Origin of the sequence: Solimonas sp. SE-A11 (assembly GCF_030345715.1) — a bacterium.
Classification (GTDB): Bacteria; Pseudomonadota; Gammaproteobacteria; order Nevskiales; family Nevskiaceae; genus Solimonas_A.
This window is the reverse complement of record NZ_JAUASX010000001.1, coordinates 320,744-343,405: the sequence shown is the minus strand read 5'-3', so window position 1 is coordinate 343,405 and position 22,662 is coordinate 320,744. Positions and strand designations below refer to the sequence as shown.

19 protein-coding genes and 2 pseudogenes are annotated in these 22,662 nt (G+C 67.7%); 4 read left to right on the top strand and 17 right to left on the bottom strand.

The features are described from left to right. Positions 1–75: 75 nt before the first annotated feature. The 10 genes from QT386_RS01785 to QT386_RS01740 form a co-directional block, all read right to left on the bottom strand. Entirely contained in the window at positions 76–1,458 is a 1,383-nt protein-coding gene (locus QT386_RS01785; RefSeq protein ID WP_289272011.1) for a MotA/TolQ/ExbB proton channel family protein, read from the bottom strand. 3 nt (positions 1,459–1,461) lie between these two features. Continuing rightward, positions 1,462–2,211, bottom strand: coding sequence for a DUF3450 domain-containing protein (locus tag QT386_RS01780; RefSeq protein WP_289272010.1), 750 nt, complete (start codon positions 2,209–2,211; stop codon positions 1,462–1,464). Between the two features lie 26 nt (positions 2,212–2,237). Further along, positions 2,238–4,871, bottom strand: coding sequence for a TonB-dependent receptor (locus tag QT386_RS01775; protein WP_289272009.1), 2,634 nt, complete (start codon positions 4,869–4,871; stop codon positions 2,238–2,240). Positions 4,872–5,341: 470 nt separating this feature from the next. Further along, positions 5,342–7,153: an AMP-binding protein gene (locus tag QT386_RS01770; RefSeq protein ID WP_289272008.1), complete on the bottom strand. Its 1,812-nt coding sequence runs from the start codon at positions 7,151–7,153 to the stop codon at positions 5,342–5,344. Then, positions 7,140–7,514, bottom strand: a complete 375-nt coding sequence (locus QT386_RS01765; protein ID WP_289272007.1) for a hypothetical protein — start codon at positions 7,512–7,514, stop codon at positions 7,140–7,142. Before QT386_RS01765 ends, QT386_RS01770 begins: the two co-directional genes overlap by 14 nt. Positions 7,515–7,525: 11 nt before the next feature. Further along, a complete protein-coding gene (locus tag QT386_RS01760) occupies positions 7,526–7,924 on the bottom strand; it encodes a nuclear transport factor 2 family protein (RefSeq protein ID WP_289272006.1) in 399 nt (132 codons plus the stop codon). Between the two features lie 24 nt (positions 7,925–7,948). Further along, entirely contained in the window at positions 7,949–8,257 is a 309-nt protein-coding gene (locus tag QT386_RS01755; RefSeq protein WP_289272005.1) for a 2Fe-2S iron-sulfur cluster-binding protein, read from the bottom strand. A 66-nt stretch (positions 8,258–8,323) separates the two neighbouring features. After that, positions 8,324–9,133 carry an enoyl-CoA hydratase-related protein gene (locus QT386_RS01750; protein WP_289272004.1) on the bottom strand — a complete coding sequence of 270 codons (810 nt, stop codon included), beginning with the start codon at positions 9,131–9,133 and terminating at the stop codon, positions 8,324–8,326. Between the two features lie 21 nt (positions 9,134–9,154). Beyond that, a complete protein-coding gene (locus QT386_RS23300) occupies positions 9,155–10,399 on the bottom strand; it encodes a cytochrome P450 (protein ID WP_289272003.1) in 1,245 nt (414 codons plus the stop codon). A gap of 131 nt (positions 10,400–10,530) precedes the next feature. Then, positions 10,531–11,982, bottom strand: a complete 1,452-nt coding sequence (locus QT386_RS01740) for a coniferyl aldehyde dehydrogenase (protein ID WP_289272002.1) — start codon at positions 11,980–11,982, stop codon at positions 10,531–10,533. A 216-nt stretch (positions 11,983–12,198) separates the two neighbouring features. Between QT386_RS01740 and QT386_RS01735 the strand changes: the two genes are divergently transcribed. Further along, entirely contained in the window at positions 12,199–12,756 is a 558-nt protein-coding gene (locus QT386_RS01735) for a MarR family transcriptional regulator (RefSeq protein WP_289272001.1), read from the top strand. A gap of 66 nt (positions 12,757–12,822) precedes the next feature. Here the strand turns inward: QT386_RS01735 and QT386_RS01730 are convergent, their stop codons facing one another. The 4 genes from QT386_RS01730 to QT386_RS01715 all read right to left on the bottom strand — a co-directional run bounded on the left by QT386_RS01730 (position 12,823) and on the right by QT386_RS01715 (position 16,393). Next, positions 12,823–14,589: a cholesterol oxidase substrate-binding domain-containing protein gene (locus tag QT386_RS01730; RefSeq protein ID WP_289272000.1), complete on the bottom strand. Its 1,767-nt coding sequence runs from the start codon at positions 14,587–14,589 to the stop codon at positions 12,823–12,825. Positions 14,590–14,740: 151 nt separating this feature from the next. Next, positions 14,741–15,625 (bottom strand): SDR family oxidoreductase, encoded by an 885-nt coding sequence (locus QT386_RS01725; protein WP_289271999.1) that lies wholly within the window; start codon positions 15,623–15,625, stop codon positions 14,741–14,743. Positions 15,626–15,719: 94 nt separating this feature from the next. Next, positions 15,720–16,082 carry a hypothetical protein gene (locus QT386_RS01720; RefSeq protein ID WP_289271998.1) on the bottom strand — a complete coding sequence of 121 codons (363 nt, stop codon included), beginning with the start codon at positions 16,080–16,082 and terminating at the stop codon, positions 15,720–15,722. A gap of 11 nt (positions 16,083–16,093) precedes the next feature. Further along, the gene (locus QT386_RS01715) at positions 16,094–16,393 is read right to left on the bottom strand and encodes a hypothetical protein (RefSeq protein ID WP_289271997.1); all 300 of its coding nucleotides are present in this window, start codon (positions 16,391–16,393) and stop codon (positions 16,094–16,096) included. 77 nt (positions 16,394–16,470) lie between these two features. On the opposite strand from QT386_RS01715, the gene QT386_RS01710 reads away from it, so the two are divergent. Next, on the top strand, positions 16,471–16,686 hold the full coding sequence (locus tag QT386_RS01710; RefSeq protein WP_289271996.1) for a hypothetical protein: 216 nt from the start codon (positions 16,471–16,473) through the stop codon (positions 16,684–16,686). Positions 16,687–16,769: 83 nt separating this feature from the next. Here QT386_RS01710 and QT386_RS23295 read toward each other — a convergent pair. Then, positions 16,770–16,889, bottom strand: a pseudogene (locus QT386_RS23295) (glycine zipper 2TM domain-containing protein); the annotation flags it as partial. A 257-nt stretch (positions 16,890–17,146) separates the two neighbouring features. Next, entirely contained in the window at positions 17,147–18,325 is a 1,179-nt protein-coding gene (locus QT386_RS01700) for a diguanylate cyclase (protein ID WP_289271994.1), read from the bottom strand. 185 nt (positions 18,326–18,510) lie between these two features. Between QT386_RS01700 and QT386_RS01695 the strand changes: the two genes are divergently transcribed. Together QT386_RS01695 and QT386_RS01690 are read left to right on the top strand one after the other, a co-directional pair. After that, complete coding sequence (locus tag QT386_RS01695) at positions 18,511–19,878, top strand: cytochrome P450 (RefSeq protein ID WP_289271993.1); 1,368 nt, start codon at positions 18,511–18,513, stop codon at positions 19,876–19,878. Between the two features lie 124 nt (positions 19,879–20,002). Further along, positions 20,003–21,595: a DHA2 family efflux MFS transporter permease subunit gene (locus tag QT386_RS01690; protein ID WP_289271992.1), complete on the top strand. Its 1,593-nt coding sequence runs from the start codon at positions 20,003–20,005 to the stop codon at positions 21,593–21,595. A gap of 371 nt (positions 21,596–21,966) precedes the next feature. Here QT386_RS01690 and mtgA read toward each other — a convergent pair. Next, positions 21,967–22,620, bottom strand: a pseudogene (gene mtgA / locus QT386_RS01685) (monofunctional biosynthetic peptidoglycan transglycosylase); the annotation flags it as partial. Positions 22,621–22,662: the final 42 nt, after the last annotated feature.

The following is a 22,662-nucleotide window of genomic DNA, read 5'->3' as shown; positions in this document are numbered from 1 at the left end:
GCGCTCCATTGCCCGCTTGCCGCACGGCGCCCAAGTGACCCCCGGCGCTGCGATCGGGGGATGCCATGACAGGTCCTATGCACGACGCTTCTCGATCAGCTCGGCCAGCAGGCCGGTGCTCTGTTCGTCGAGGATCTGGATCAGGCGCTTGGAGCGGCTCTGCAGGGCAGAGTTGGCGAACAGCAGCGGGATGGCGATGCCCAGGCCCAACAGGGTGGCGATCATGGCCATGGAGATACCGGCGGCCATCAGCTTGGGATCACCCGAGCCGGACTCGGTGATGACCTGGAAGGTGTGGATCATGCCGACGACGGTACCGACCAGGCCCAACAGCGGACCAGCGGCGACGCCCAGCTTGAGGAAGGACTGGCCACGTTCCAGCGGGGGCAGTTCCTTGAGCACGGCTTCTGAGACGCGCAGTTCGATGACTTCGGAGTCTTCATTGCTGCTCGGGGCGTTGCCGCCCTTGAAGGCGAGCAGGACGCGGCCCAGCGGGTTGTCGGTGGACAGGTTGTTGAGGTTGGCGAGCTGGCGGTTGACCTTGGTGCTGGTCAGGGTCAGGTAGCCGAACTGGTAGATGGCGATGATGGTGCCGATCAGGCCGATGGCCAGGATCAGCCAGTTGACCGATTCGCCTTCGACGATGCGCTGGACCATGTCGGGGCGCTGGGAGAACAGGTTCAGAAGGACGCCGCGGGTGGGGTCGACCACCATGGCGTGGTAGCCGGAGCCTTCCTCTTCAAAATCTTCGGCGATGCCGCCGAACTTCGAAGGCGGCTGCTTGGGCGGGGTGCTGAAGGCGTTGGCGCCGGTGGTGTATTCCAGGAACTGGCCGTCCGATACGGCGACGAAGGGGCCAACGCGCAGGACGGTCTTGTCGGCTTGTGATCCGTCGGGAGCGGTGACCTTGGCCTGGATGCGGACGACCTTGCCGCCTTCGGTCATTTCGCGCTGCATCTCGAACCAGAAGCGGTTCAGGTCTTCCATCGGCGGCATGGTCTTGGTCTGCGCCAGGCGGTCGATCTGGGCGACGCGGTCCGGGAACTGGGCCGTCAGCATCGAATTGCGGGCGACGGTGGCGAAGTCGCCGGCGGTCTGGCGCATGACGCCGAACAGTTCGCCGAGGTTGCCGGCCTTGATGTCGCGGGCCTGGGTCAGTTCGCCAATCAGGCGGTCGTTGTCTTCGAACTGCTTGGCGAGGGCGGCGGCCTGGTTTTCCAGGGCGGTCTTTTCGGCGTTGGCTTCAGCCAGCAGGCTGCGCTGCTGTTCGCGGGCGGCGGCGAAGCGGGCTTCGCGTTCGGCGTTGGCCTTGGCGTCGCGGGCGTCGGCGGTGCGGACCTGTTCGAGCAGTTCGTCCAGGCTCTTGGCGGTCGCCTGGGCGGGGGCCTGGGCGGCTACGGGTAGGCCGACGATACCCAGGGCCAGGGCGAGGGACAGCGTGATGTTCTTCAGTTTCATGGCTTATTGGCTCGCGGCGGCCTGGACGGGGACGATCAGCAGGTTCGGGGAGGTCTGCTTCTTGGCGACCTTCAATCCCTCGGTGACGCCTTCGGCGTAGCTGCCGTCAGAGGTCCAGTCCTTCTTGTCGCGGTCCCAGTAGCCGGTCTGCTTGCCGTCCGGGGTCTGGTAGTACAGGCCGACGCGGCCGACGCGCAGGAAGTCGACTTCCTTGTCGCCCAGCTTGCCGCGGTAGGCTTCGATGGTGCGGCCGTATTCCATCTCGATCTGGTAGGCCTCGACGATGCGGCGGTACTTTTCCGACACGGTGACGTCGGCGCGCGGCATCATGTCGTTCAGGCGGGCGACGCGGGCGGCGCGCTCTTCCTTCAGGAAGGGCACGTCCAGCTGCACGAACTGGTCCATGGAGGCCAGCATGCGCTGCATCAGCGGCAGGATCTCGATGTTGGTGCGGTCCAGTTCGGAAGACTCCTGCCGGATCACGGCCATTTCCTCTTCCTGGCTCTTGAGCTGCGCACGCAGCTGCTGCAGGTACAGCTTCAGGCCTTCGCTTTCGCGCAGGGTCGTGCGGTAGTCGTTCGACAGGTCTCGGCCTTGTTCGGCCAGGGCGTCAACGCGCTTCTGGGAGTCGGCCTGGGCCACCATGAAGCTCTCGCCTGCCTTGATCACCTCCGGCAGTGAGGCCGCATAGGCCACCGGTGCCAGCAGGGCGGCCAGCAGCATCGCCGCGTGACGCTTGCCATGGAGTTTCATGCTCGATTTTCCTTGCTGATTCATCTTCAGAATTCCCACTTGATGCGCAGGCCGTAGAGGCGCGGCGGCGCCAGCGTCACGGTGCGGCCGAAGTCGTGCTGCACGATGGCCTGGGCGTAATCCTTGTCCAGGGCGTTGTCGACGAAGGCGGTGAGCTGGATGCCCCAGGGCTCGTAGAAGTAGGCAACGCGCCCACCCAGCAGGCCGTAGGCCGGCTGCTCGTACAGCGGCGAGTTCTGCGGCGTGGTGTTGAAGCCACTGTTGTAGTAGTAGTCCACGCCCAGCTCGAAGGAGCCGAAGCTGCCCGCCGGAATCGCCTGGTTCACCGAGATGCTGGCAGTCAGGTCCGGGGTGCGCACGATGTCGTTGCCGGTGAAGTCACGCGCCGGCAGCAGCAGCAGGCTGTCCTTGCCGAAGTAGAGGCCGGTGGTGTCATCGAAGCCCGAGCCGTCCTTGTAATCGGTGTACTTGCCGTCCAGGTAGGTGGCACTGGCGGCGATGGCCAGGCCCGGGTTCAGGTTGGGCATAGGCTGCCACAGCATGTCGAACTCGGCGCCATTGATCTGCGCCTCGCCTGCGTTCCTGAACGACACCACGCCGCCGGAGGTGACCGACACGATGGCGGTCAGCAGTTCGTCGATCTGCGTGTGGAAGATGGCGGCATTGAAGCGCAGTGCGCCATCCAGCAGGTCGGACTTGAAGCCCAGCTCGTAGGAGGTGGCGGTCTCGCGCTTCACCGGGTCCGGGTTGGAGAAGAAGTTGACGATGTTGTAGGTCGGGCTCTTGTAGCCGCGCTGCGCCGAGGCGTAGATGCGGAAGTTGTCCCAGGGGTGGATCTGGATTGCCAGCTTGGGCGACAGGGTCTTGTCCTCCAGGTCCGGCGCACTGAAGTTTCGGATGCGCAGGTTCTGCGCGCGGCTGCCCGAATCGAAATAGGCATTGGGTGGCTCGCCCGCCGTCGGCAGCACCACGTCGAGATAGCTGTTGGTGATGCCGCGGGTTTCCATCTGGTAGCGCGCGCCGAGCGTGATATCCAGCCAGTCGGTGGCAAACCAGGTGCCTTGCAGGTAGGCGGAGTTGGACTCCGTGGTCAGGATGCCGCCATTGCCCAGCACGATGTCGTTGGAGGCGTTGATCAGCTGGTTGACGTTGTAGCCCAGGTTGTTGAGCCCCAGCAGGCCACCGACGCGGTTGAGCAGGTAAGGAAGGCCCAGCACGTTGGAGCCCACGCCCAGCGCGTTCAGCGTCAGATACAGGCTCCCGAAACCGCCCTCGCCTTCCAGGCGATACAAGCCGGCCGCCCACTGGAAGGTGTCGGAGCCCGGCGTATCCGAGTTGGAGACGAACTGCAGCTCATAGGTGCGCTGCTTATTGAACTGGTCGTTGCTGTAGAAGGTAGCCTGCGAGGTGGCCGTGGAGTCGAAGTCGTACATCGCCTCGTCCACCACCGCCTCGTTGTCGGAGTAGATGAACTTGATGTCGGAGAAGCTGGTGAGCCACTCCAGCGTCGCGCCGTACAGGGTGTTGGTGGTCTCGTTGCCGCCCTGGTAGTTGTTGTGCCAGACGCGGTCCAGCGGATCAGCCGGCACGCCGCCGACCAGGATCGGCGCCGGACGCGTGTTCTCCTGCGACAGCGAGTTGCTGTTGAACTGGCGGTTGTAGGAGCCCACCAGGGTCAGGCTGAGGTCGTCGGTGGGCTGGAAGCGCAGCTTGGCACGGCCGCCCTTGACGTAGTCCTCGCGCATGGGACCCGGCTGGCCGAAGACTTCGTTGCGGCCGAACAGGTCCTGGTCTTCCTTGAACAGCGCCAGCGTGGCGCCGATGGAGTCGGTGATCGGCGTGCCGAGATAGAGCTGGTACTTGCGGGTGTTGTAGTTGCCCAGCTCGGTCTTGAACGAGCCCGTGAACTCGTCCGGCGGATCCTCGGTGATGATGTTGATGGCGCCGGCCGTGGCGTTGCGGCCGAACAGCGTGCCCTGCGGGCCCTTGAGCACTTCCACGCGCTTCACCGGGCCCAGCGAATCCTGCTTGCCCTGGCTGGGGCCGATGTTGATGCCGTCGATGTAGGTGGCGACGCTGGGGTCGGCATTAGGCAGGAAGGCGTCGGTGCCGACGCCGCGGATGAAGACGACGCTGTAGCCGTAGGAGTAGGTGTAGGTCAGGCCCGGCGTGATCTTCTGCAGATCGGCGGTGGACTCGACGCCGAAGGCGTCCAGCTTCTCGCCGCTGAAAGCGTTGATCGTGATGGGCACTTCCTGCAGGTTTTCCTCGCGCTTCTGCGCGGTGACCACGATCTCCTCGACCAGGCGACTGCCCGACGGCTGCTTGACCGGGTTCTTTGGCTCGGTCTCCTTCTGCGCCACCGGGATGGTGTCGTCATAGACCTTTGGGGCAGCCTCGGGCGCGGCGGCCTGGGCGGGCTCCGATGCAGGCGCGGCATCCGGCGTCTCCGCAGCGGCCGGCGCGGCCTCGGCGGATGCCGCGGGAGCCGGCTCCGCCGTCGCGGGCGCCGCGGCGGGCGCGCCGGTGGCCTCTTCGCTGAACAGCTCCGAGCCCAGCAGCTCGTCGAGCGCATCGGACGGCGGCGCATCCTGCGCCTGGGCACCCATCGCCGCGACACACATGCCGGCGAGCGCGGCGTTCCTTACGATCTTCTTCATGGCACCTTCCATATCGGTCACGCGCCCTCGCCTCGTTGCGGCACAGGGCGTCTCCACTTGATCCACGCAGCGCGGCTGGCCCGGTCTCCCGCGGGGCCGCGGCACGAATCGCGCGCGCAATTGCCCCGGCAGGATCGGCCGGGGCCGACTGCCCCCTCGTTACTCGAACGGCTTTTCAGCGATGCCGCGGAGGCCTACGGGCCGGCGGCGCGTACGTCAGGCAGGCACCTGGCGCGGCCACCGACCAAGGGTGTCGGCAGCGAATCGAAACGGGCACTGAAGATGGGAAATGATGAACGGCATGATTCTCCTCATGTGCTTCTCGTCGTTCGCCGGGATGCACTCCGGCGACTTCTTATGACTTCTCACCGTCGCACAAATATTATATCCAGTATTTAATGGTGTCAACATTAATATTGTGTCATTTGGACGGCTTTTGAATCTGACATCCCCGCGCAAGGCGGCGAGGCTCAGTCGTACATGGCCTCGATGGCGGCGGCATGCCGCTGCAGGATCACCGCACGGCGCGTCTTCATGGTCGGCGTCAGCTCGCCGTTCTGCAGCGAGAACGGCTCCGGCAGCAGCGTCCAGTTCTTGATGGTCTGCACGCGCGCCAAGCGGCGGTTGGCCTGGGCCACCTGCGCCCCGAACCAGCGCGTGAAGGCAGGACACTGTGCCGCCTCGGTCGCCGTGGTGGCCAGGCTGCCAGCCGCCTGCGCCACCGCCGGCAGCAGCAGGGGGTCCAGCGTGAACAACGCGACCAGGTACTTGCGCCGGTCGCCGATCACGCAGACCTGGCCGACGGCGGGAATGGACTTCATCTCGCCTTCGACGTGCGCCGGCGAGATGTTCTCGCCGCCGGCGGTGATGATCAGTTCCTTCTTACGATCGACGATGTAGAGGAAGCCCTCGTCGTCGATGCGGCCGATGTCGCCGGTACGCAGCCAGCCGGAGTCATCGCGCGCCTCCCGCGAGGCCCGCTCGTTGTTCAGGTAGCCCATGAACACGCAGGGTCCGCGCAGCAGGATCTCGCCGTCGGTATCCAGGCGCAGTTGCAGCCCGTCCCAGACCCGGCCGACGGAGCCGCTGCGGTGGCGCCCGGGTCCGCCCATGGTGCAGGCACCGGTGGACTCGCTTTGCCCATAGATCTCGTAGAGCGGCAGGCCCAGGCTGGCGAAGAAGGCGGCGGTCTCGGGCGCGATGGGCGCGGCGCCGGTGGCGCAGTGATGCGCGCGATCCAGGCCCAGGGCGGCGCGCAGCTTCGACAGCACCAGGCGATCCGCCAGCGGCAGCAGCAACGGCGGCTGGCCGCCGCGCTCCTGCGCCCATGCCGCGGCGCGGCCGACGCCGCGCGCCCAGCGCATCAGCTGGCGGCGCGCGAACGGAGCCTGCGCCTCCAGGCCGAGAATGCGCGCCTGGATCTTCTCCCAGACGCGCGGCACTCCCAGGAAGCTGTGGGGCCGCACCTCGGGCAGGTTGGCCGGCAGGCGCTCCAGGCTCTCGGCGAACCATACGCAACTGCCGACGAGCAGCGGCACATGCAACGTCAGCATCTGCTCGGCGACATGCGACAAAGGCAGGTAGCTGAGCCAGTCCTGCCCTTCCCGCGTGCCGAGCAGCAGTGCGGCGCCGCGCGCGGTCCATAGCAGGTTGGCATGCGACAGCATCACCGCCTTGGGCGTACCGGTGGTCCCGGAGGTGTATATCAGCGTGGCCAGGTCGCCGGGGCGCTGCGTGGCGAGCCGCTGTTCCAGCTGTGCCTCCGGCACGCCTTCGGCGAGCTCGTACAACTGCTCCCAGCCGTGGACGCCGGCCACGTCGCTCTCGCCCTTCATCAGCACGATGGCCCGCAGTTCCGGCAACGTGGCGCGCACGGCCAGCAGCTTGGCCAGTTGCGCCGAGTCCTCCACCACGACGATGGCGGAGCCGCTGTGCCCGGCAATGTACTGGCACTGCTCGGCACTGGAGGTGGCGTAGATGCCCGCCGCCACGCCACCCGCGGCAATGGCCGCGAGATCCGCGATCAGCCACTGGGGGCTGTTGCCGCCCAGGATCGAGACGGTCTGCCCAGGCTGCAGGCCCAGGCGGATGAAGGCGCGCGCCACGGTCATCACTTCGGCGTGGTACTCGCGGAAGCTGAGCGTGTGCCAGCGTCCGTCGCATTTGTGCCGCAGCGCCGGCCGCGAGGCCAGGCGCCGCGCGGTGGCGGTGAAGGCCTCGATCACCGTGTGCGGCGATTCCTGCCGCGCCTGCGGCGGCGGGGCGGCTTCAGCGCGGGTCACGGGCCACCGCTAGCAGCACCGCAGCCACAGCATCGGCCGCCGCCAGCAGCAGCAGGATGGCCGGCGCGCCGCCCAGCACCGCCAGCACGAACAGCAGCATCGCGGCGGCCTTCACCAGCATGGCGGGCTTGCGCAGCAGGCCCGCCGGCGCATTCAGCCGCGCCCAAGCGAAGCCGGCACCCAGCAGGCCCATCAGGCCCAGCAGCAGCGGCGACAGCCCATGCATGCCGCCCTGCCCCGGCAGTCCCAGCAGGCCGTTGAGCTGCAGCAGGGCCTCGACCAGCCAGGGTCCCAGCCCCGGCACCGCCAGGGCCAGGAACAGGCCGAGGTCACCCGCGGCGATGTGCCGCTCGATCGACATGGCGGCGGCCTTCAGCGGGTGAAGGCGGCCACGGCCACGGCCGTGTTCATGAAGTCGCGGAAGCGCAGCCACTTGCCGTCTCGCACGGTGATGACGTGGGCGAAGTCGGAGCGGATGTCGCGGCCGGTGGCGCGCGCGGTCAGGTGCAGCACGCCGGTCACCGTCACCATGTCGCCGTCGCGCAGCATCTGCTCGGCGTCGAACTGGTGGATGTCCACTGAACTGAGCACCGTCTCGAAGAAGCGGCGCGCCTCCTCCTTGCCGCGATAGTCGCCGGCATAGGGGATCACCGACGGCCCGTAGAACTCGATGCGGATGTCGTCGTCCAGCAGCTCGACGATGCCCGGCACGTTCTTGGCGCCGAAGCGCGTGAAGATTTCCTGGGTCGCCTCGACAGGGTTCATGCTCATGCTCGCGTCTCCTCGGTTACGGTTTTACTGTTCGGGCGCCACGGTCAGGCGGATGCCGTCCAGCGCGGGGCTCATCACCACCTGGCAGGCCAGGCGGCTGTTCGGTTGCGTGTTCAGCAGCTCCGGCAGCAACTGGCTCTCGTCGCCCACGGCCGGCGGCAGCCGCTCCAGCCAGGCGGGATCGACGTAGACCTGGCAGGTGGCACAGGAGCAGGCACCGCCGCAGGTTGCTTCCACCAGATTGGCGAAGCTCAACGGGTTCACCAGCGCCTCGCCGGCGTCGGCTTCCAGCTCATGGGCGCGGCCGCCCCGGTCGATGACATGAATCTTCACTTTCGAATGTTCCGGTCGATGGCGCGCCCCGGCAGGGGCACGCGCTGAAAAAGGCGTTGGCTGCCCTCAGGGCAGCAGGTCCTGGAATTGCGCGGCGCCGCGATGCTTCTGTGCCGCCAGCGCCAGCGGCACGTCCTCCGACACGAACATGGCGGCATTCCACAGGCTGGCGAACTCCAGGCCGTCGGCCACGCTGTGATCACGGGCGTGGTTCAGCGCCGCCTTGGTGCCGGCCACTGCCAGCGGCGACAGCGCGGCGATGCGCGCCGCAGTCTCGCGCGCCAGTTGCAGCGCCTGCTCGTGGCTGTCGGATACCGCGTTGACGAAGCCGCGCTGCAAGGCCTCCGCGGCGTTCATCGGCCGGCCGGTCAAGGCCAGCTCCTGCACCAATGCCGCCGGCAGCAGTCGTGGCAGGCGCTGCAACACGCCGAGGTCGGCCATCATCCCGATGTTGATCTCGTGGATGCGGAAATAGGCATCGGCCGTGGCGTAGCGCAGGTTGGTGCAGCAGGCCAGGTCCAGGGCGCCGCCGATGCAGGCGCCCTGGGTCACCGCGATCACCGGCACGCGCAGGGTCTCGAGCCGCGTCAGCGCCGCCTGCAGGGCCAGCACCTTGCGGCGGATCCAGTCGCGGTAGCGGCCGGGTTCACCGTTCTCCTGCTCACGGATCGCCGGGAAGAAGTCCAGGTCCATGCCGGCGCTGAAGTGCTTGCCGCTGCCCTGCAGCAGCAGCACGCGGATCGAGGGGTCGGCATCCACCTCGTCGAGCAGGCGCGGCAGCTCGCTCCAGAAAGCGGTGTCGAGCGCGTTCATGCGCTCGGCCCGGTCCATCAGGATCTCGGCCACGGCGCCGTTGCGCGTCAGTTGCAGCGACATGTGCGGGCTCTCCTTGTGCGCTCAGCGCACCAGCACGATCGGGCAGCGGTCCAGGCCGTAGTTCAGCAGGCCGCCAGTCTGGCGCTTGAACGGCTGGCTGCCGGGGTCGATGCGCGAGCAGCGGTCCAGCAGGCCGTTGATCATCTTGTCGGCCTCCAGGCGGGCGATGCCGGCGCCCATGCAGTGATGGATGCCGTGACCGAAAGTGAGCTGGCGGCCGACGTTGGGGCGGTTGAGGATGAACTCGTCCGGCGACTCGAACACGGCCGGGTCGCGGTTGGCGGCGGCGTAGAACAGCGCCGCCCATTCGCCGGCGCGGATCTGCGCGCCGCCGATCTCCACGTCCATGGTCGCTACGCGGAACAGGCGCTGCGGCGGGCCGTCGCGGCGCAGGCTCTCCTCGATGAAGGGGCGCACCAGGCGGCGGTCCTGCTTCAGCAGCGGGAAGAACTGCGGCTCCTCGGCCAGCGTGCAGGCCAGGTTGCCGAGCAGGTAGCCGGTGGTCTCGGCGCCGGCCACCACCAGCGTCAGGCAGAAGCGGGTGACCTCGTCGCGGGTCAGCGTCTGGCCCTCGTCCTCGGCGCGGATGAAGGCCGTCATCAGGTCGTCCGGCGGGGTCAGGCCACGCTCGATGTCGCGGTAGCGTTCGGCCACGGCCTCGGCGTAGTACATCGCGATCTCGCGGTTGCACTGGTTGCGCTCCTCGAGCGTGAAGTCCGAGGTGACCATGAAGGCGCTGGCCCAGCGGCGCAGCTTGTCGTAGTCGCCTTCCGGCGTGCCGATCAGCTTGGTCATCACGCGGGCCGGCAGCACCTCGGCGAAGCTGTGCATGAACTCGACGTCGCCGTCCGGCAGTTCCGCGATCATGCCGGCGACCGTGCGCTCCACCCAGGGCGCCACGTCATGCTCGACACGCTTGGGCGTGAAGGCCTGCTTGGCGATGTTGCGCAGCACCGTGTGCCGCGGGCGGTCGTGGTTGACCAGCATCAGCGTCGGCGCGTCGGAGGCCTCCTGCATCGGATCGCGCGAAGAGAAGGCGTCATGGTTCTTCGCCGCCGCCGCCACGTCGGCGTACTTCAGGAACACCCAGGACGGCTCCGGCACGTCCTGACCGGGCACCGTGCCCGGAGGCCAGTCACGCAGGCCGAACTGCGGCGGCTGGTCGCGCAGCAGCGCGTACCAGGGATAGGGATTGGCGATCACCTCGGGCCGGTTCAGGGACTCGACGGTGAAGCTCGCTGCATCGGGCAGACGGGGCTGGCTCACGGTGTTTCCTCACTCGCACTTTGAATGTGATTATTGGTTGATTGTGTCTTTTGGACACTATTGTGTCAAGGACACAATAAGCCCGCACGTGGCCAGCGGCGGGCCTGTCGGGTCAGGTCATGGAGACGGGATCAGCCATGCTTCTGCAGCACTCGGGCGATGCGCTCGAAGCGCGGCCCGTAGGGCGGTCGCAGCATGCCGCCGATGTCGAAGCGGCTCTGCGTGTAGACGGCGCGCGCATGCGAGAAGCGCCGGAAGCCGTCACGGCCGTGATAGGCGCCCATGCCGCTGGCGCCGACCCCGCCGAAGGGCAGGTCGTCCATGGTGTAGTGCATGATCACGTCGTTGAGCGTGACGCCGCCGGAGACGGTGCGCGTCAGCACCTGCTGGATCTGCGCGCGGTCGTCGCCGAAGTAGTACAGCGCCAGTGGGCGATCCTTGGCGTTGATCATCGCCAGCGCATCCTCGAAGCGGTCGTAGCCCACGATCGGCAGCAGCGGCCCGAAAATCTCCTCGCGCATTACCGCCAGCATCGGCGAGGGCTCCACCAGCAGGGTCAGCGGCACCATGATCGCGCCCGGCGCGCTGCTGCGGCCGGTCCACTCCAGTTCGATCACCTCGGCACCCGAGGCGCGCGCCTCCAGCACGTAGCCGCGCAGGCGGTCGGCATGGCGGGCGTTGATCGCGGCGACGAAGTCGCGGCTGCCGGAGGCCTCGGGCAGCATGCCCTTGAAGGCCTCGATCAGCGCGTCGACCAGCTCGCGCTTGCGCGCATTGGGTACCAGCACGTAGTCCGGCGCCAGGCAGACCTGGCCGGCATTGAACACCTTGCCGAAGGCGATGCGGCGCGCCGCCAGCTGCAGGTCGGCGCCCTCGCCGATCAGCGTCGGCGACTTGCCGCCCAGCTCCAGCGTCAGCGGCGTGAGGTGATCCGAGGCCGCGCGCATGATGTGCTTGGCCACGGCCTCGCCGCCGGTGTACAGCAGGTGGTCGAAGGGCAGCGCGCTGAACTCGCGGCCTACCTCCACGCCGCCTGTGGCTACCGTCAGCTCCGCCGGATCGAAGGCCGAGGCGATCATCTGCTGCAGCAGCTCCGCGGTGGCGGGCGTGGCCTCGGAGGGCTTCATCATCACGCGGTTGCCGGCCGCCAGGACGCCCGCCAGCGGTGCCACCGCCAGGTTCACCGGCACGTTCCAGGGGCTGATCACGCCGACCACGCCCAGCGGCTGGTAGTGCACCTCGGCACGCGCGCCCAGCAGGTTGAAGGGCAAACCGGTGCTGCGGCGCTCGGGCCGCATCCAGCGCCGCAGCTGCGCGATGGCCAGGCGTAGCGGCTTGGCGGTGGTGACCACCTCGGCGAACCAGGTCTGGTGCGGCGAGCGGTAGCCGAAGTCGGCGTTCAGGGCCTCGACAATGCGCTGCTCGTGGCTCTCCAGCGCGGCCAGCAGCCGGCGCAGGCGGTCGATGCGCTGCTCCGCCGTGGGAAAGGGGTCCGCCGCATGGGCCGCCCGCTGGACCTGCAGGAGTTTCGCCAGATTCGTCCCCGCCCCGACCACCGATACCGCCTTGCCGTCACCGTGCATCGCCCAACCCTCCGCGCCATGGATAAAGCGCCCGCCGGGGACCCGGCAGGCGGCGCGAGAGTGTGCTTTTGTGAATTATGTCCGTCAAGACATAATTATTTTTTTATATTGTTTTCCAAGTTACTATGTTTCAGGCTATAAACAGTTCCGCCGCCAGCGGCCGGCTTCGTATAGCCTCGCCGCGAAGACAAGACCTCCTGCCCTGAACCGAGCACCGTGAACAAGAAAGGCGTTTCAAAGACCACCGAAGTCCGCCGCATCCCGCACCTGAACGGGCCGCACGAACTGCTGGAGCTGTTCTATCCCATCCATTACACGGTGGGCATGACGATCGAGGACACGCTGCGTTCCGGCAAGGCGCTGAACCGCCACCAGACCGTGATCATGTGGCTGATCCGCTCGCAGGGCGTGGACGGCAAGCTGATGCGCCGCAAGTTCGTCGAGAAGGCGATGATGGACTGGTTCGAGATCACCAGCAGCTCGGTCTCCAAGGCGCTACGGGCCATGTCCAAGCCGCCGCTGGGCCTGCTCCAGATCATGGAAGATCCCGACTCGGGCCGCGAGAAGCTGATCAAGCTCACGCCCAAGGGCGAGCGCTTCATGCTGCAGATGGTCACCAACGGCCAGTCGCTGATGCGCTGGGCCATCGACTACATGACGCCCGAAGAGGTCGACATGGGCGTGCACTTCCTGTCGCTGGTGGCGCGCATCTTCGAGAACGCGCCGCGTCCGCGCGACGAAAGCGACCAGGACCGCTCGGCGCCCGCGCGTTGAAGTGAAAGAGCTGAAACGAAGAAAGGTGCCGCAAGGCGACTTTCTTCGTTGTGGAGCACTACACCGCTAGGCCGGCATCAGCCGATCCAGCATCGGGCTGCTGAAGATGCGGTGCGGATCGAACTGGTCGAGCCGGGCCAGGGCCCAGTCCCAGTCCTCGTGCGCGCCGGCCGCCGCGCGGAAGCCCTGCGGGATGTGCTGGCCCAGCACCACCGGGTCGGTCCAGGGGGCCTGGCTGCCGTAGCCCCAGCCCTTGGACCACTCCACGCGCATCGTGGCGTAGCTGCCGCTGTAGTTCTGGAAGGCCCACAGCTCGAACTCGCGGAAGAACTCGTTGGCGCCGGGCGTGCCGGGGAAGGTCAGTAGATCCAGCCAGATCGCCACGTCCCATTCCGGATGATCCGCGCGCGGGCGAACGGCCGACAGCGCCGCGGCCTCCGCGCCGGCAATGCCGACGTCACCGGCATGGTCCAGGCCGGTGATGCGGATCTCCACCGGGCCGTTGACCGGATAGCGGCCGCGCGCCTGCCAGGCCTGAATCATGGCCTGGTACTTCAGGTGGAACTCGTGGATCACGCGCTGGATGTTGGCGCGCGAGGTGAGGATGGCGTAGCCGTTGGCGGTGACGCGCAGCGTGGTCGGCTTCACGTACAGCATCAGGTTCTTCGACGGTCCCCAGATGTCCTGCGACAGCGTCGCCAGCAGGCCCGCGCTGCTCACCGTGTATTCGACGGCGCCGAAGGCCGGCGTGGCCGCGCCGATGCCGCTGAGCACCTGGTCGGCCAGGTCCGAGACCACGCGCGGGATCGCGTCGGCAAAGACGTAGCTGTAGGGCTTGTTGACCTTGCGCGACAGCAGCGGCTTGGTCGGGCTCACGCTCCAGACCTTGAGCCAGGGATTGGGCGTGAACGGGAACTGGATCGCCTCGATGCGGCCAGCCTGCTCGACGAAGCTGGCGATGGTACGACCACCACTGCCCGGCGCGGCGAACATCTCGCTGGCCGGGATGTGCATGAACGACTGGCAGCGCAGGTTGCTGTTGGCGCCCACGCGCAGCACCACCTCGGTGACGAAGCTGCGGCCCAGGTGGGTCATCAGCGCCTTGCAGTGCGGATGCGAGCGCGGCACGGTGCGCAGCTGGTAGCTGCCGCTGCCCGCGTCCCAGACCACGGCGGTGATGCTGACGATGAGGTTGCTGAGCGTGCCGAAGCTGTGGCCCGGCTTGCGCGTCTCGCCCGCCGCCGGCAGGCCCGTGCCGTGGCAGCCGATGGCCAGCATGCCGCCGATGGTGACGTCACCCGGTGCCGGCGAGGCCGCCAGACCGCAGCCCTTGGTTTCCAGAAAGCCCAGCAGGTCTTCCAGCATGGCGCCGGCCTGCACGCGTACTGCGGCTTCCGGCAGCGGCGCGACCATGGCCATGTCGGCCAGGTACGCGGTGGTGTCCACCATCAGGATGCGCGCGTCGGAGCGCGTGCCAGGCTCCAGCGCCAGCGGCGACCAGTTGTGCATGGAGCCGCGCGGGCGCAGGCGCCAGCCCTGGGCCTTGGCCCAGTTGGCCAGCGCGACCACCGCCTGCGGGCTGCGCACCGAGCAGGTCCACAGCGCATCCACGCGGATGTCGCCGGCCCAGTTCTCGAAGCCCTGGCGGTACAGGTCGAAGCCCGCCGGGAAGGCCGGCGGCGGCGCGCCCGCCGCGGCATCGGCCGGCGTCAGGCGGAACAGCGGCGCCCAGGCCGCAGCCGCAGCGATGGAACCCAGGCCCTTGATGACGCTGCGGCGCGACACGCCGCCCTGCCTGCCGTCTGCGGCAGGCGTTTTGTTGTTCTGTGACAAGGCTTCCCCCATTCGCACATGCCAGCCGCGTCATGACAAACGTCGGCTTTCCCCGGGCCGATCATAGAAGCAAAGCGACGCCCAGGGCTCTACACCGAATGGATGGGGGATTTTTCTTACAAGTGCCTGCGCCGATGTCTCAGCAAGATAGCTAAGCCGCCGTGGTGTCGCCGCCGAGCAGCGACAGCACCTCGCCGGTGATGTAGCTCGAATCCAGGTTGGAGGCGAAGAACACGAAGGCGGGTGCGATTTCCTCGGGCTGCGCCGGGCGTTTCATCGGCGTCTTGGCGCCATGCTGTGCCACCTTCTCCGCCGGCTTGTCCGCGACATTGAGCGGGGTCCACACCGGCCCCGGCGCCACGCAGTTCACGCGGATGCCGCGATCCACCAGGTTCTGCGCCAGCGACTTGGTGAAGGCGTGGATGGCGCCCTTGGTGGCGGAGTAGTCGAGCAGCGCATGGCTGCCCTCCAGGCCGGTGATGGAGCCGCAGTTGACGATGGCCGATCCTGGCTTGAGATGCGGCAGCGCGGCGCGCGCCATGAACATGTAGCCGATGATGTTGGTGCGGAAGCTGCGCTCGATCTGCTCGTCACTGAGGTCCTCCAGGCGCTCCACGCTCTGCTGGAAGGCGGCATTGTTGACCAGCACGTCGAGCCGCCCGAAGCACTCCACGGTGTTCTCCACCGCGCGGCGGCAGAAGGCCGGATCGCGTACGTCGCCCGGCAGTAGCAGGCACTGGCGGCCCTCGTTCTCCACGGCACGCTGCGTCTCGGCAGCGTCGAGCTTCTCCTCCTGCAGGTAGACGATGGCGATGTCCGCGCCCTCGCGGGCGTAGAGCGTGGCCACGGAGCGGCCGATGCCGCTGTCGCCGCCGGTGATCAGCGCCACACGGCGTTCCAGCTTGCCGGAACCGCGATAGCCCGGCGCCTGGTACTGCGGGCGCGGCTGCATCTTGAACTCGAAGCCCGGCTTGTCCTGGTGCTGCGGCGGCAGCGGTGAACGCGGGTGCTGGCGAACGTCCTTGGCGGTTTCCATGTGCTCTCTCCTAGCATCCATGCCTGGCAGCCTGCACTCGGCGTACTGAACACCAGCAGAACGGCACTTCGCCCGCCGCCGTGCAGGCTGCCCCCTAGTGATCCTCGCGCCGCCGTCCTCGTTCGCTGGAGGGTGGCTGGATGCGTCGTCGGCGGGCGCGGCGCAGCATCGCCCAGTCACGCAAGGCGCCGAAGCCGGTGTTGAAGCGCAGCGAATGCATCGCGCGCTCGCCGAGGGCGCTGAGCTCCCAGGCCGGCGTGGGCGAATGCGGGCAACGCAACAGCAACTGCCGCTGCACCAGGTCTTCCAGTGCAGCGGCCAGGTCGCCGTGGCGCAGCCCGCTCTTCTTCCACTCGCGCTCCAGCACTGGCCGGCTCAGCGATCCACCGCGCGGCTTGCGCTGCGCGCGGTAGATGCCGAGCACCGCGCGCATGCGCATGCTCGGGCGGACCCTCACGCGCCGGTGCCTCAGGCGGCCGTCGGGCGATACGCCACCGCCAGCGCGACCACGCCGGCGCCCACGCAGAGGCCCGCTGCCTGCACCGGATGGTTGCGCACGTACTGCGTGGCCGCGCTGATGGCACGGTTGGTGCCGCTGGGCCAGCGGTCATAGAGGCTGTCGACGCGGCGGCGCGCGCCCTGGATGCGCTCGCGCAGCTGCTGCTCCACTAGGTGCAGGCCTTCCGTCACCAGGCCATCGGCCCGGTCGAACAGGTCATCAACGGTCTTCTGGCTGACCACGGCCACTTTCTTCTGCTTGCTCGCCATATCGCACTCTCCTTCCATGGATGGGAACGCAGGCCGGCCCGGCGCGGTCCCAATGGGCCTGACTCAAGGAGTGAGCCATGACCCAGGACCGCAAGGACAGCCGCAACACTCAGACACCGCAGATCAAGGATCCGGTTCCGCCGAAAATCCGCGACACACCTCCACCGAAGCCTCGTGACCAGCAATTTCCCGGTCAGCAGGGACAGCAGGGTGGTGGGCAGCGCCAGCAGGGCGGCGGCCTGACCGATCCGCTCGACGACCTCGCCGACAAGCTGCCTCCCGCCGTCAACTGACGACGGGAGGCCGGCCGTCAGCCCAGCGGGCGACAAACCCGCTGGGTGACGGTCTGCTGCTGGCCGCCACCGCTGTTCTCCGCCATGCGCTTGCCGGCCATGCCGCCGGCCACGGCGCCGCCCGCGGTGGCGATGTCCTGGCCGCGGCCACCGCCAATCTGGTGGCCCAGCACGCCGCCGGCTACGGCACCGCCGATGGCGCCGACCGTGGGGTTCACACCCTGGCGTCCGGTGTTCACCACCTCGTCGCGGCACTCCACGCGCTCGCCTTTCTCATTGGTGAAGATTTCGGCCTGCGCCAGCGGCGCGGCCATGCCGGCGACCAGGGCCAGCGCGACAAATCCTTTTGTTCTGTGCATGTTGCATCCTCCTTGGGCGTCCTGCCCTCGAACGACACACGCTAGCAATTCCGCCATGAATCGACGGTGAACCGCAGGGGAATGGGTGACCGCGAGAGCCGTCAGGCGACTTCGATGATCTCGGCAGCCGTGCCGTGGCGCGCCACGCAGCCGCGATTGCGGCCGAGGTCCTTGGCTCGATAGAGCAAGGCATCGGCCTCGCCCAGCACCTGCTCCACCGTCTCCTCGATCGGCAGCACCCAGAGGGCACCGGCGCTGGCGCTGATCGACACCGGGCCGCCGTTCTCCGGCGCCTTCAGTTGCAGGCCGCGCACTGCCTGCAGCAGATCGGCCACCTGCCCCGCCAGGGAATTCAGGTCGGCGTCATAGCAGGCCAGCACGAACTCCTCGCCGCCGAAGCGCGCGCACAGGTCCCAGGGGCGGCGCGCGTAGTGCGCCGACAGCGCGCGACCCACGCGGCGGATCACCTCGTCGCCGAACAGGTGGCCATAGCGGTCGTTGATGCGCTTGAAGTGGTCGATGTCCAGGAACACCACCGCCAGGGGCTTCAGCTCACGCCGGCCCATCGCCAGCAAGCGCGGAAACAGGTGGTTGAACTCGCTGCGGCTGGACAGCCCGGTTAGCAGGTCGGTGCGCACCAGCGCGGTGACGTAGCGGTGGTTGATCCAGGCCGAGCGCGCCTGCCACTCCTGCGTCAGCGAACCCAGCACCGCGATCAGCGCCATGTAGAACAGGCTCAGCGCATTGAGCTCCGGCGTCAGCGAGCTCGGGGCGTTCAGCTCCACCCAGATGCCGGCCACCATCAGGCCGCCGCCCAGCAGCACCACGCGCCGCGACGAGAAGCCGCCGAAGAAAGACACCGCGATTACCACGATACCCAGCATCTCCGGCGGGTAGCTCAGTTCGCCGCGCAGGGCGTGGTAGCGCAGCAGCAGCACCCCGCCGACGAAGGCCAGCACGCCGATCACCTGGGCCCAGCGCCGCAGCATCAGGGGCACCGGCGCCAGGGTCAGGATGCCGGCGGCCAGGGTCAGGGGCACCACGAAGCCGAACTGGATCAGGTTGAACAGGGGCCGGAAACCAGCCGAGGGGGACAGCAGGTCGTCCTCGTAGACCGGGGCCAGGCCGTAGGCCAGGGCGGCGATCAGGAACAGGATGGCGCGGGGATAGCGGTAGCGCATCCGCTGGGACTGCCGGAACTGCTCCTCCAGGGCCGGCGGCAGCCGCTCCCAGAAACGCCGGTGCTGCCTGGCGTGGTGAAGCTCGTCGACCTGTTCCATGGCCCCGCACCCCTCGTGCGCCCGGCTGAATACCGGTTCCTTATTGGTTTTTTGACAGCATACATCCCCTTTCGCCGGGCCGCCGCCTACTCCGCCCGGATGAATTCGCCCCCGCCCCGGTTTGGTACCAATACGCAACCTTGGCGGACCCCTGTCTGCCCATGACCACTATTCGAGGAAGACCCGTGTCCACCGCCACCCCATCGCTCGAGCTGCGCCCCACCCCGCAGGTCCCCGGACTGCCCCTGATCGGCAGCGTCCTCGGCATGGCCAAGGACCCGGCCCAGTTCTTCGTGGACAACTACCGCAAGTACGGCCCGGTGTTCCGCGTCAACGTGCTGGGCAACCAGTACTGCGTGATCGCCGGCGTGGAAGCCGCCAACTTCCTGGGCACCCGCGAGGGCAAGGAAAGCCTGCGCTCCAAGGAGTTCTGGGAAGGCCTGGTGGCCGAGTACGGCGCCACGCGCATGCTCACCGGCGAGGACGGCGAATCCCACAAGCAGCTGCGCGACATCATGCGCAGCGGCTATTCGCGCGAGTCCATCAAGGGCCGCTACAACGAGCTGGTGCAGATCACCGACGGCGCCCTCAAGCGCGACTGGCCGGTGGGCACCTCGGTGAGCGTGCTGCCGGCGATGCAGTACATGGTGGTGGACCAGCTAGGCACTATCCTGACCGGCGCCGCGCCGCTGGAATACGTCAAGGACATCCGCACCACCATCCTGCACATCCTCAACGTGCTGGTGACGCGCCAGCGCCCCAAGATTCTGCTGAAGAACCCGCAGTACAAGAAGGCCAAGTCGCGCGTATTCGAGCTGGGCGAGAAGATGATCGCCCAGGCCAAGGCCCGCTCCAAGACGATCAAGGAAGAAGACCGCAACCTGATCGACGACATCTACCACGCCCACCTGACGCAGCCGGACGTGATGCCGGCCTCCGACCTGATCGTGACCCTGACCGGCCCCTACGTGGCCGGCCTGGACACCGTGGCCAACACCACCGCCGCCATCACCTACACGGTGCTGAAGAACCCGGACGTGAAGGCGCGCGTGCTCAAGGAAGTGGACGAGCTCTTTGCCGCCGGCACGGTGGACGAAGAAGGCCTGCTGAAGAAGCTGCCGGCGCTCAACGGCGCGATCATGGAGACCATGCGCCTCTACCCGATCGCCGTGGCGCAGATGCGCACCGCCACCAAGGACTTCGTGTTCGAGGGCCACCAGATTCGCGCCGGCGAGATGATCTACATCGCCACCAGCGTGCCGCACTTCATGGAAGAGTACTGGCCCAACGCCAAGAAGTTCGACATCGACCGCTACGCCAAGCCGCGCGCCGAGCACATGCAGCCCGGCGTCTACTCGCCCTACGGCCGCGGCCCGCACACCTGCCTGGGCAAGAGCCTGGCCGAGGTGCAGATCGCCCTGTCGATGGCGCGCCTGTTCCACAAGCTGGACCTGGAACTGGACCCGCCCAACTACGAGCTGAAGACCAAGACCGCCCCGACGCCGGGCCCCGCCACCAGCTTCAAGGTGAAGGTGAAGGGTTACCGCAACTGATCGCGGCTTCGCGCGGTTCCCAGACGCCCGGCCTTCGCCGGGCGTTTGCTTTTCTAACCGAATCGGGGGATTCGCCGACGGTATCCGGCGGAAATACTGACCCCACGATGACCCCGCGCCTGCCATGAGCGTCCCCGCCGACACGGTCAGCCTCCCGCAGGAGGAACCCCGCGGCGCGCTGACGCCCGAGGAGCGCCGCGCCTGGTACGGCTTCATCGCCATGAGCTTCGGCGCGTTCATGGCTTTCCTCGACATCCAGATCGTCGCCAGCTCGCTCAACCAGATCCAGGCAGGCCTGTCGGCCACCGCCACCGAGCTGGCCTGGATCCAGTCGTCCTACCTGATCGCCGAGGTCATCGCGATCCCGTTGTCCGGCTACCTGACGCGCATGATGTCCACGCGTATCTACTACACCGTCAGCGTGCTCGGCTTCACGCTGGCCAGCGCGCTCTGCGCCATGGCCTGGAGCATCGAGTCGATGATCCTGTTCCGGGCGCTACAGGGCTTCCTGGGCGGCGGCATGATCCCCTGCTCCTTCGCGGCGATGTACGCGCTGTTCCCCTCGCCGAAGAAGCGCCTGGTGCCGCAGGTGGTGGCCGGCATCACCATGAGCACCGCGCCGGTGCTGGGGCCGATCATCGGCGGCTGGATCACCGACGCCACGTCCTGGCACTGGCTGTTCCTGATCAACCTGCTGCCCGGCCTGCTGGTCGGCGGGCTGGTGTGGCAACTGGTGCGCATCGACCAGCCCGACTGGGCGCTGTGGCGCAGCATCGACCTGCGCGGCAGCGCCTGGATGGCATTGTTCCTGGGTTCGATGCAGTGGGTGCTGGAGGAAGGGCCCGCGCACAACTGGCTGGACGACGATGCCATCGCCGCCTGGGCGGTGGTCTGCGTGGTCTCCGGGCTGCTGTTCTTCCACCGCGTGACCACCCACGACAACCCCATCGTCAGCCTGCGGCCCTTCCGCAACCGACACTTCCTGTGGGCCAACGTGGCGGCGCTGTTCCTGAGCATCTCGCTGTTCGCCACCAACTATATTGTGCCGGTGTTCCTGGGGCAGCTGCGCGACTTCACCTCGCAGCAGATCGGCAACACGCTGATGATCGGCGGCCTGTCGATGTTCATGGCCGCGCCCTTCGCGGCGCGCCTGACGCGCAAGTACGACATGCGCCTGCTGTTCGCCTTCGGCGCGATGCTGGTGGCCATCGGCAGCTGGATGATGACGGACCTCACCGCCGACACCGGCTTCGCCGAGCTGGCGTTGCCGCAGTTCCTGCGCGGGGCCGGCTTCATGCTGGCGCTGGTGTGCTGCTCCACGCTGTCGCTGTGCACCCTGCCAATGAGCGAGCTGAAGAACGCCAGCGCCATGTACAGCCTGATGCGCAACCTCGGCGGCGCGCTGGGCCTGGCCTCGATCAACACCATCATCTTCTGGCGCCGCGCGGTGCACGAGCAGAATCTCACCGAGTCGCTGAGCCTGTCGCGCGCGCCGGTGCGGGATTTCGTGGTGGAACACGGCGGCTGGTCACGCGAGCTGCCGATGCCGCTGGTGGAACTGGCGATGCGCATCGAGCGCCAGGTCAGCGTGCTGACCTACAACGACGCGCTGATCCTGATCGCCTGGGTCAGCTGCCTGGCGGTGCCAATGCTACTGTTCACGTCGCGGTATCGGCTGACGGAGAATCCGCAGACAGCCGCCGAGGCCTCGCACTGACCGCGGGTCTCCTCTCGCGCGCTTGCGGGAGAGAGGGCTTCTGTAAAGGAAGCATCTGGCAGGCTCCCAGTTCGTCCTGCAGAAATCCTCTCTTGGGCAACGAGTCAGGGAGTGGGCACCGGCTCCGAAGGTGCAGCCGGCGCTTCCACCACGGGTGCCGCCTCCGGCACCGGCCCGCCCTCCACCGGCGCGTCCAGCGCCGGAGGCGTTTCACCTTCCACAGGCTGGTGCGCCGCCGGGGCCTCGCCAGCAGGCGCAACGCCGTCCGCGGCTGGCCCGTCACCGTCGAAGAAACCGCTCTCGTCACCTGCATCCCCCGGCTCGCCCGGCACGGGCGGGGGCGGCTCCGGCTCCGCCACGCGGGCGCCGTAGCCCATCTGGCCCATGATCCAGCGCACGCGCTTCTGCACGTAGGGGCCCGGGACCTTGGCGCTCCAGCGCCGCGGGCTGGGCAGCACGGCCGCCAGGCGCGCCGCCTCGTTGGCACTGAGCTTGGCGGCGGGCTTGTTGAAGTAAGCCTGCGAGGCGGCCTCCACACCGTAGATTCCGGGGCCGAACTCGGCGATGTTGAGGTAGACCTCCAGGATGCGCTGCTTGGGCCACAGGGCTTCCATCAGCACCGTGATGCCCGCTTCCACGCCCTTGCGGAAGTAGCCACCGCCCGACCACAGGAACAGGTTCTTGGCGGTCTGCTGGCTGATGGTGGAAGCACCGCGGCGCTTCTTGGAGCGCTGGTTGTGCTTGCGCGCCTTCTCGATCGCCTCCAGGTCGAAGCCGTTGTGGTCCCAGAACTTCTGGTCCTCGGAGGCCACCACCGCCTTGCGCGCCGCCTCGGCGATCTGCGAGGCCGGCACCCAGTCGTACTGCACCGGGTGCTTGGGGCTCTGCAGCATGAAGGCCGTGGTCGGCGGCGGCAGCCAGCGCAGCAGCAGCACCGACACCGGCACGAACAGCACCGCGAACAGCAGCAAGCCCCAGAACCAGCGGCGCAGGCGGCCCTTGCGGCGGCGCGGACGGGCCGCCACTACGGGTTCACCGCGCGAGGGGCGCAGCGGCGGGTTGGCGTC

Excerpts from the sequence above, each read along its gene's own strand:
- QT386_RS01785 (WP_289272011.1), bottom strand. The coding sequence starts at position 1,458 with ATGAAACTGAAGAACATCACGCTGTCCCTCGCCCTGGCCCTGGGTATC.
- QT386_RS01780 (WP_289272010.1), bottom strand. The coding sequence starts at position 2,211 with ATGAAACTCCATGGCAAGCGTCACGCGGCGATGCTGCTGGCCGCCCTG.
- QT386_RS01775 (WP_289272009.1), bottom strand. The coding sequence starts at position 4,871 with ATGAAGAAGATCGTAAGGAACGCCGCGCTCGCCGGCATGTGTGTCGCG.
- QT386_RS01765 (WP_289272007.1), bottom strand. The coding sequence starts at position 7,514 with ATGTCGATCGAGCGGCACATCGCCGCGGGTGACCTCGGCCTGTTCCTG.
- QT386_RS01760 (WP_289272006.1), bottom strand. The coding sequence starts at position 7,924 with ATGAGCATGAACCCTGTCGAGGCGACCCAGGAAATCTTCACGCGCTTC.
- QT386_RS01750 (WP_289272004.1), bottom strand. The coding sequence starts at position 9,133 with ATGTCGCTGCAACTGACGCGCAACGGCGCCGTGGCCGAGATCCTGATG.
- QT386_RS01740 (WP_289272002.1), bottom strand. The coding sequence starts at position 11,982 with ATGCACGGTGACGGCAAGGCGGTATCGGTGGTCGGGGCGGGGACGAAT.
- QT386_RS01725 (WP_289271999.1), bottom strand. The coding sequence starts at position 15,625 with ATGGAAACCGCCAAGGACGTTCGCCAGCACCCGCGTTCACCGCTGCCG.
- QT386_RS01715 (WP_289271997.1), bottom strand. The coding sequence starts at position 16,393 with ATGGCGAGCAAGCAGAAGAAAGTGGCCGTGGTCAGCCAGAAGACCGTT.
- QT386_RS01710 (WP_289271996.1), top strand. The coding sequence starts at position 16,471 with ATGACCCAGGACCGCAAGGACAGCCGCAACACTCAGACACCGCAGATC.
- QT386_RS01700 (WP_289271994.1), bottom strand. The coding sequence starts at position 18,325 with ATGGAACAGGTCGACGAGCTTCACCACGCCAGGCAGCACCGGCGTTTC.
- QT386_RS01690 (WP_289271992.1), top strand. The coding sequence starts at position 20,003 with ATGAGCGTCCCCGCCGACACGGTCAGCCTCCCGCAGGAGGAACCCCGC.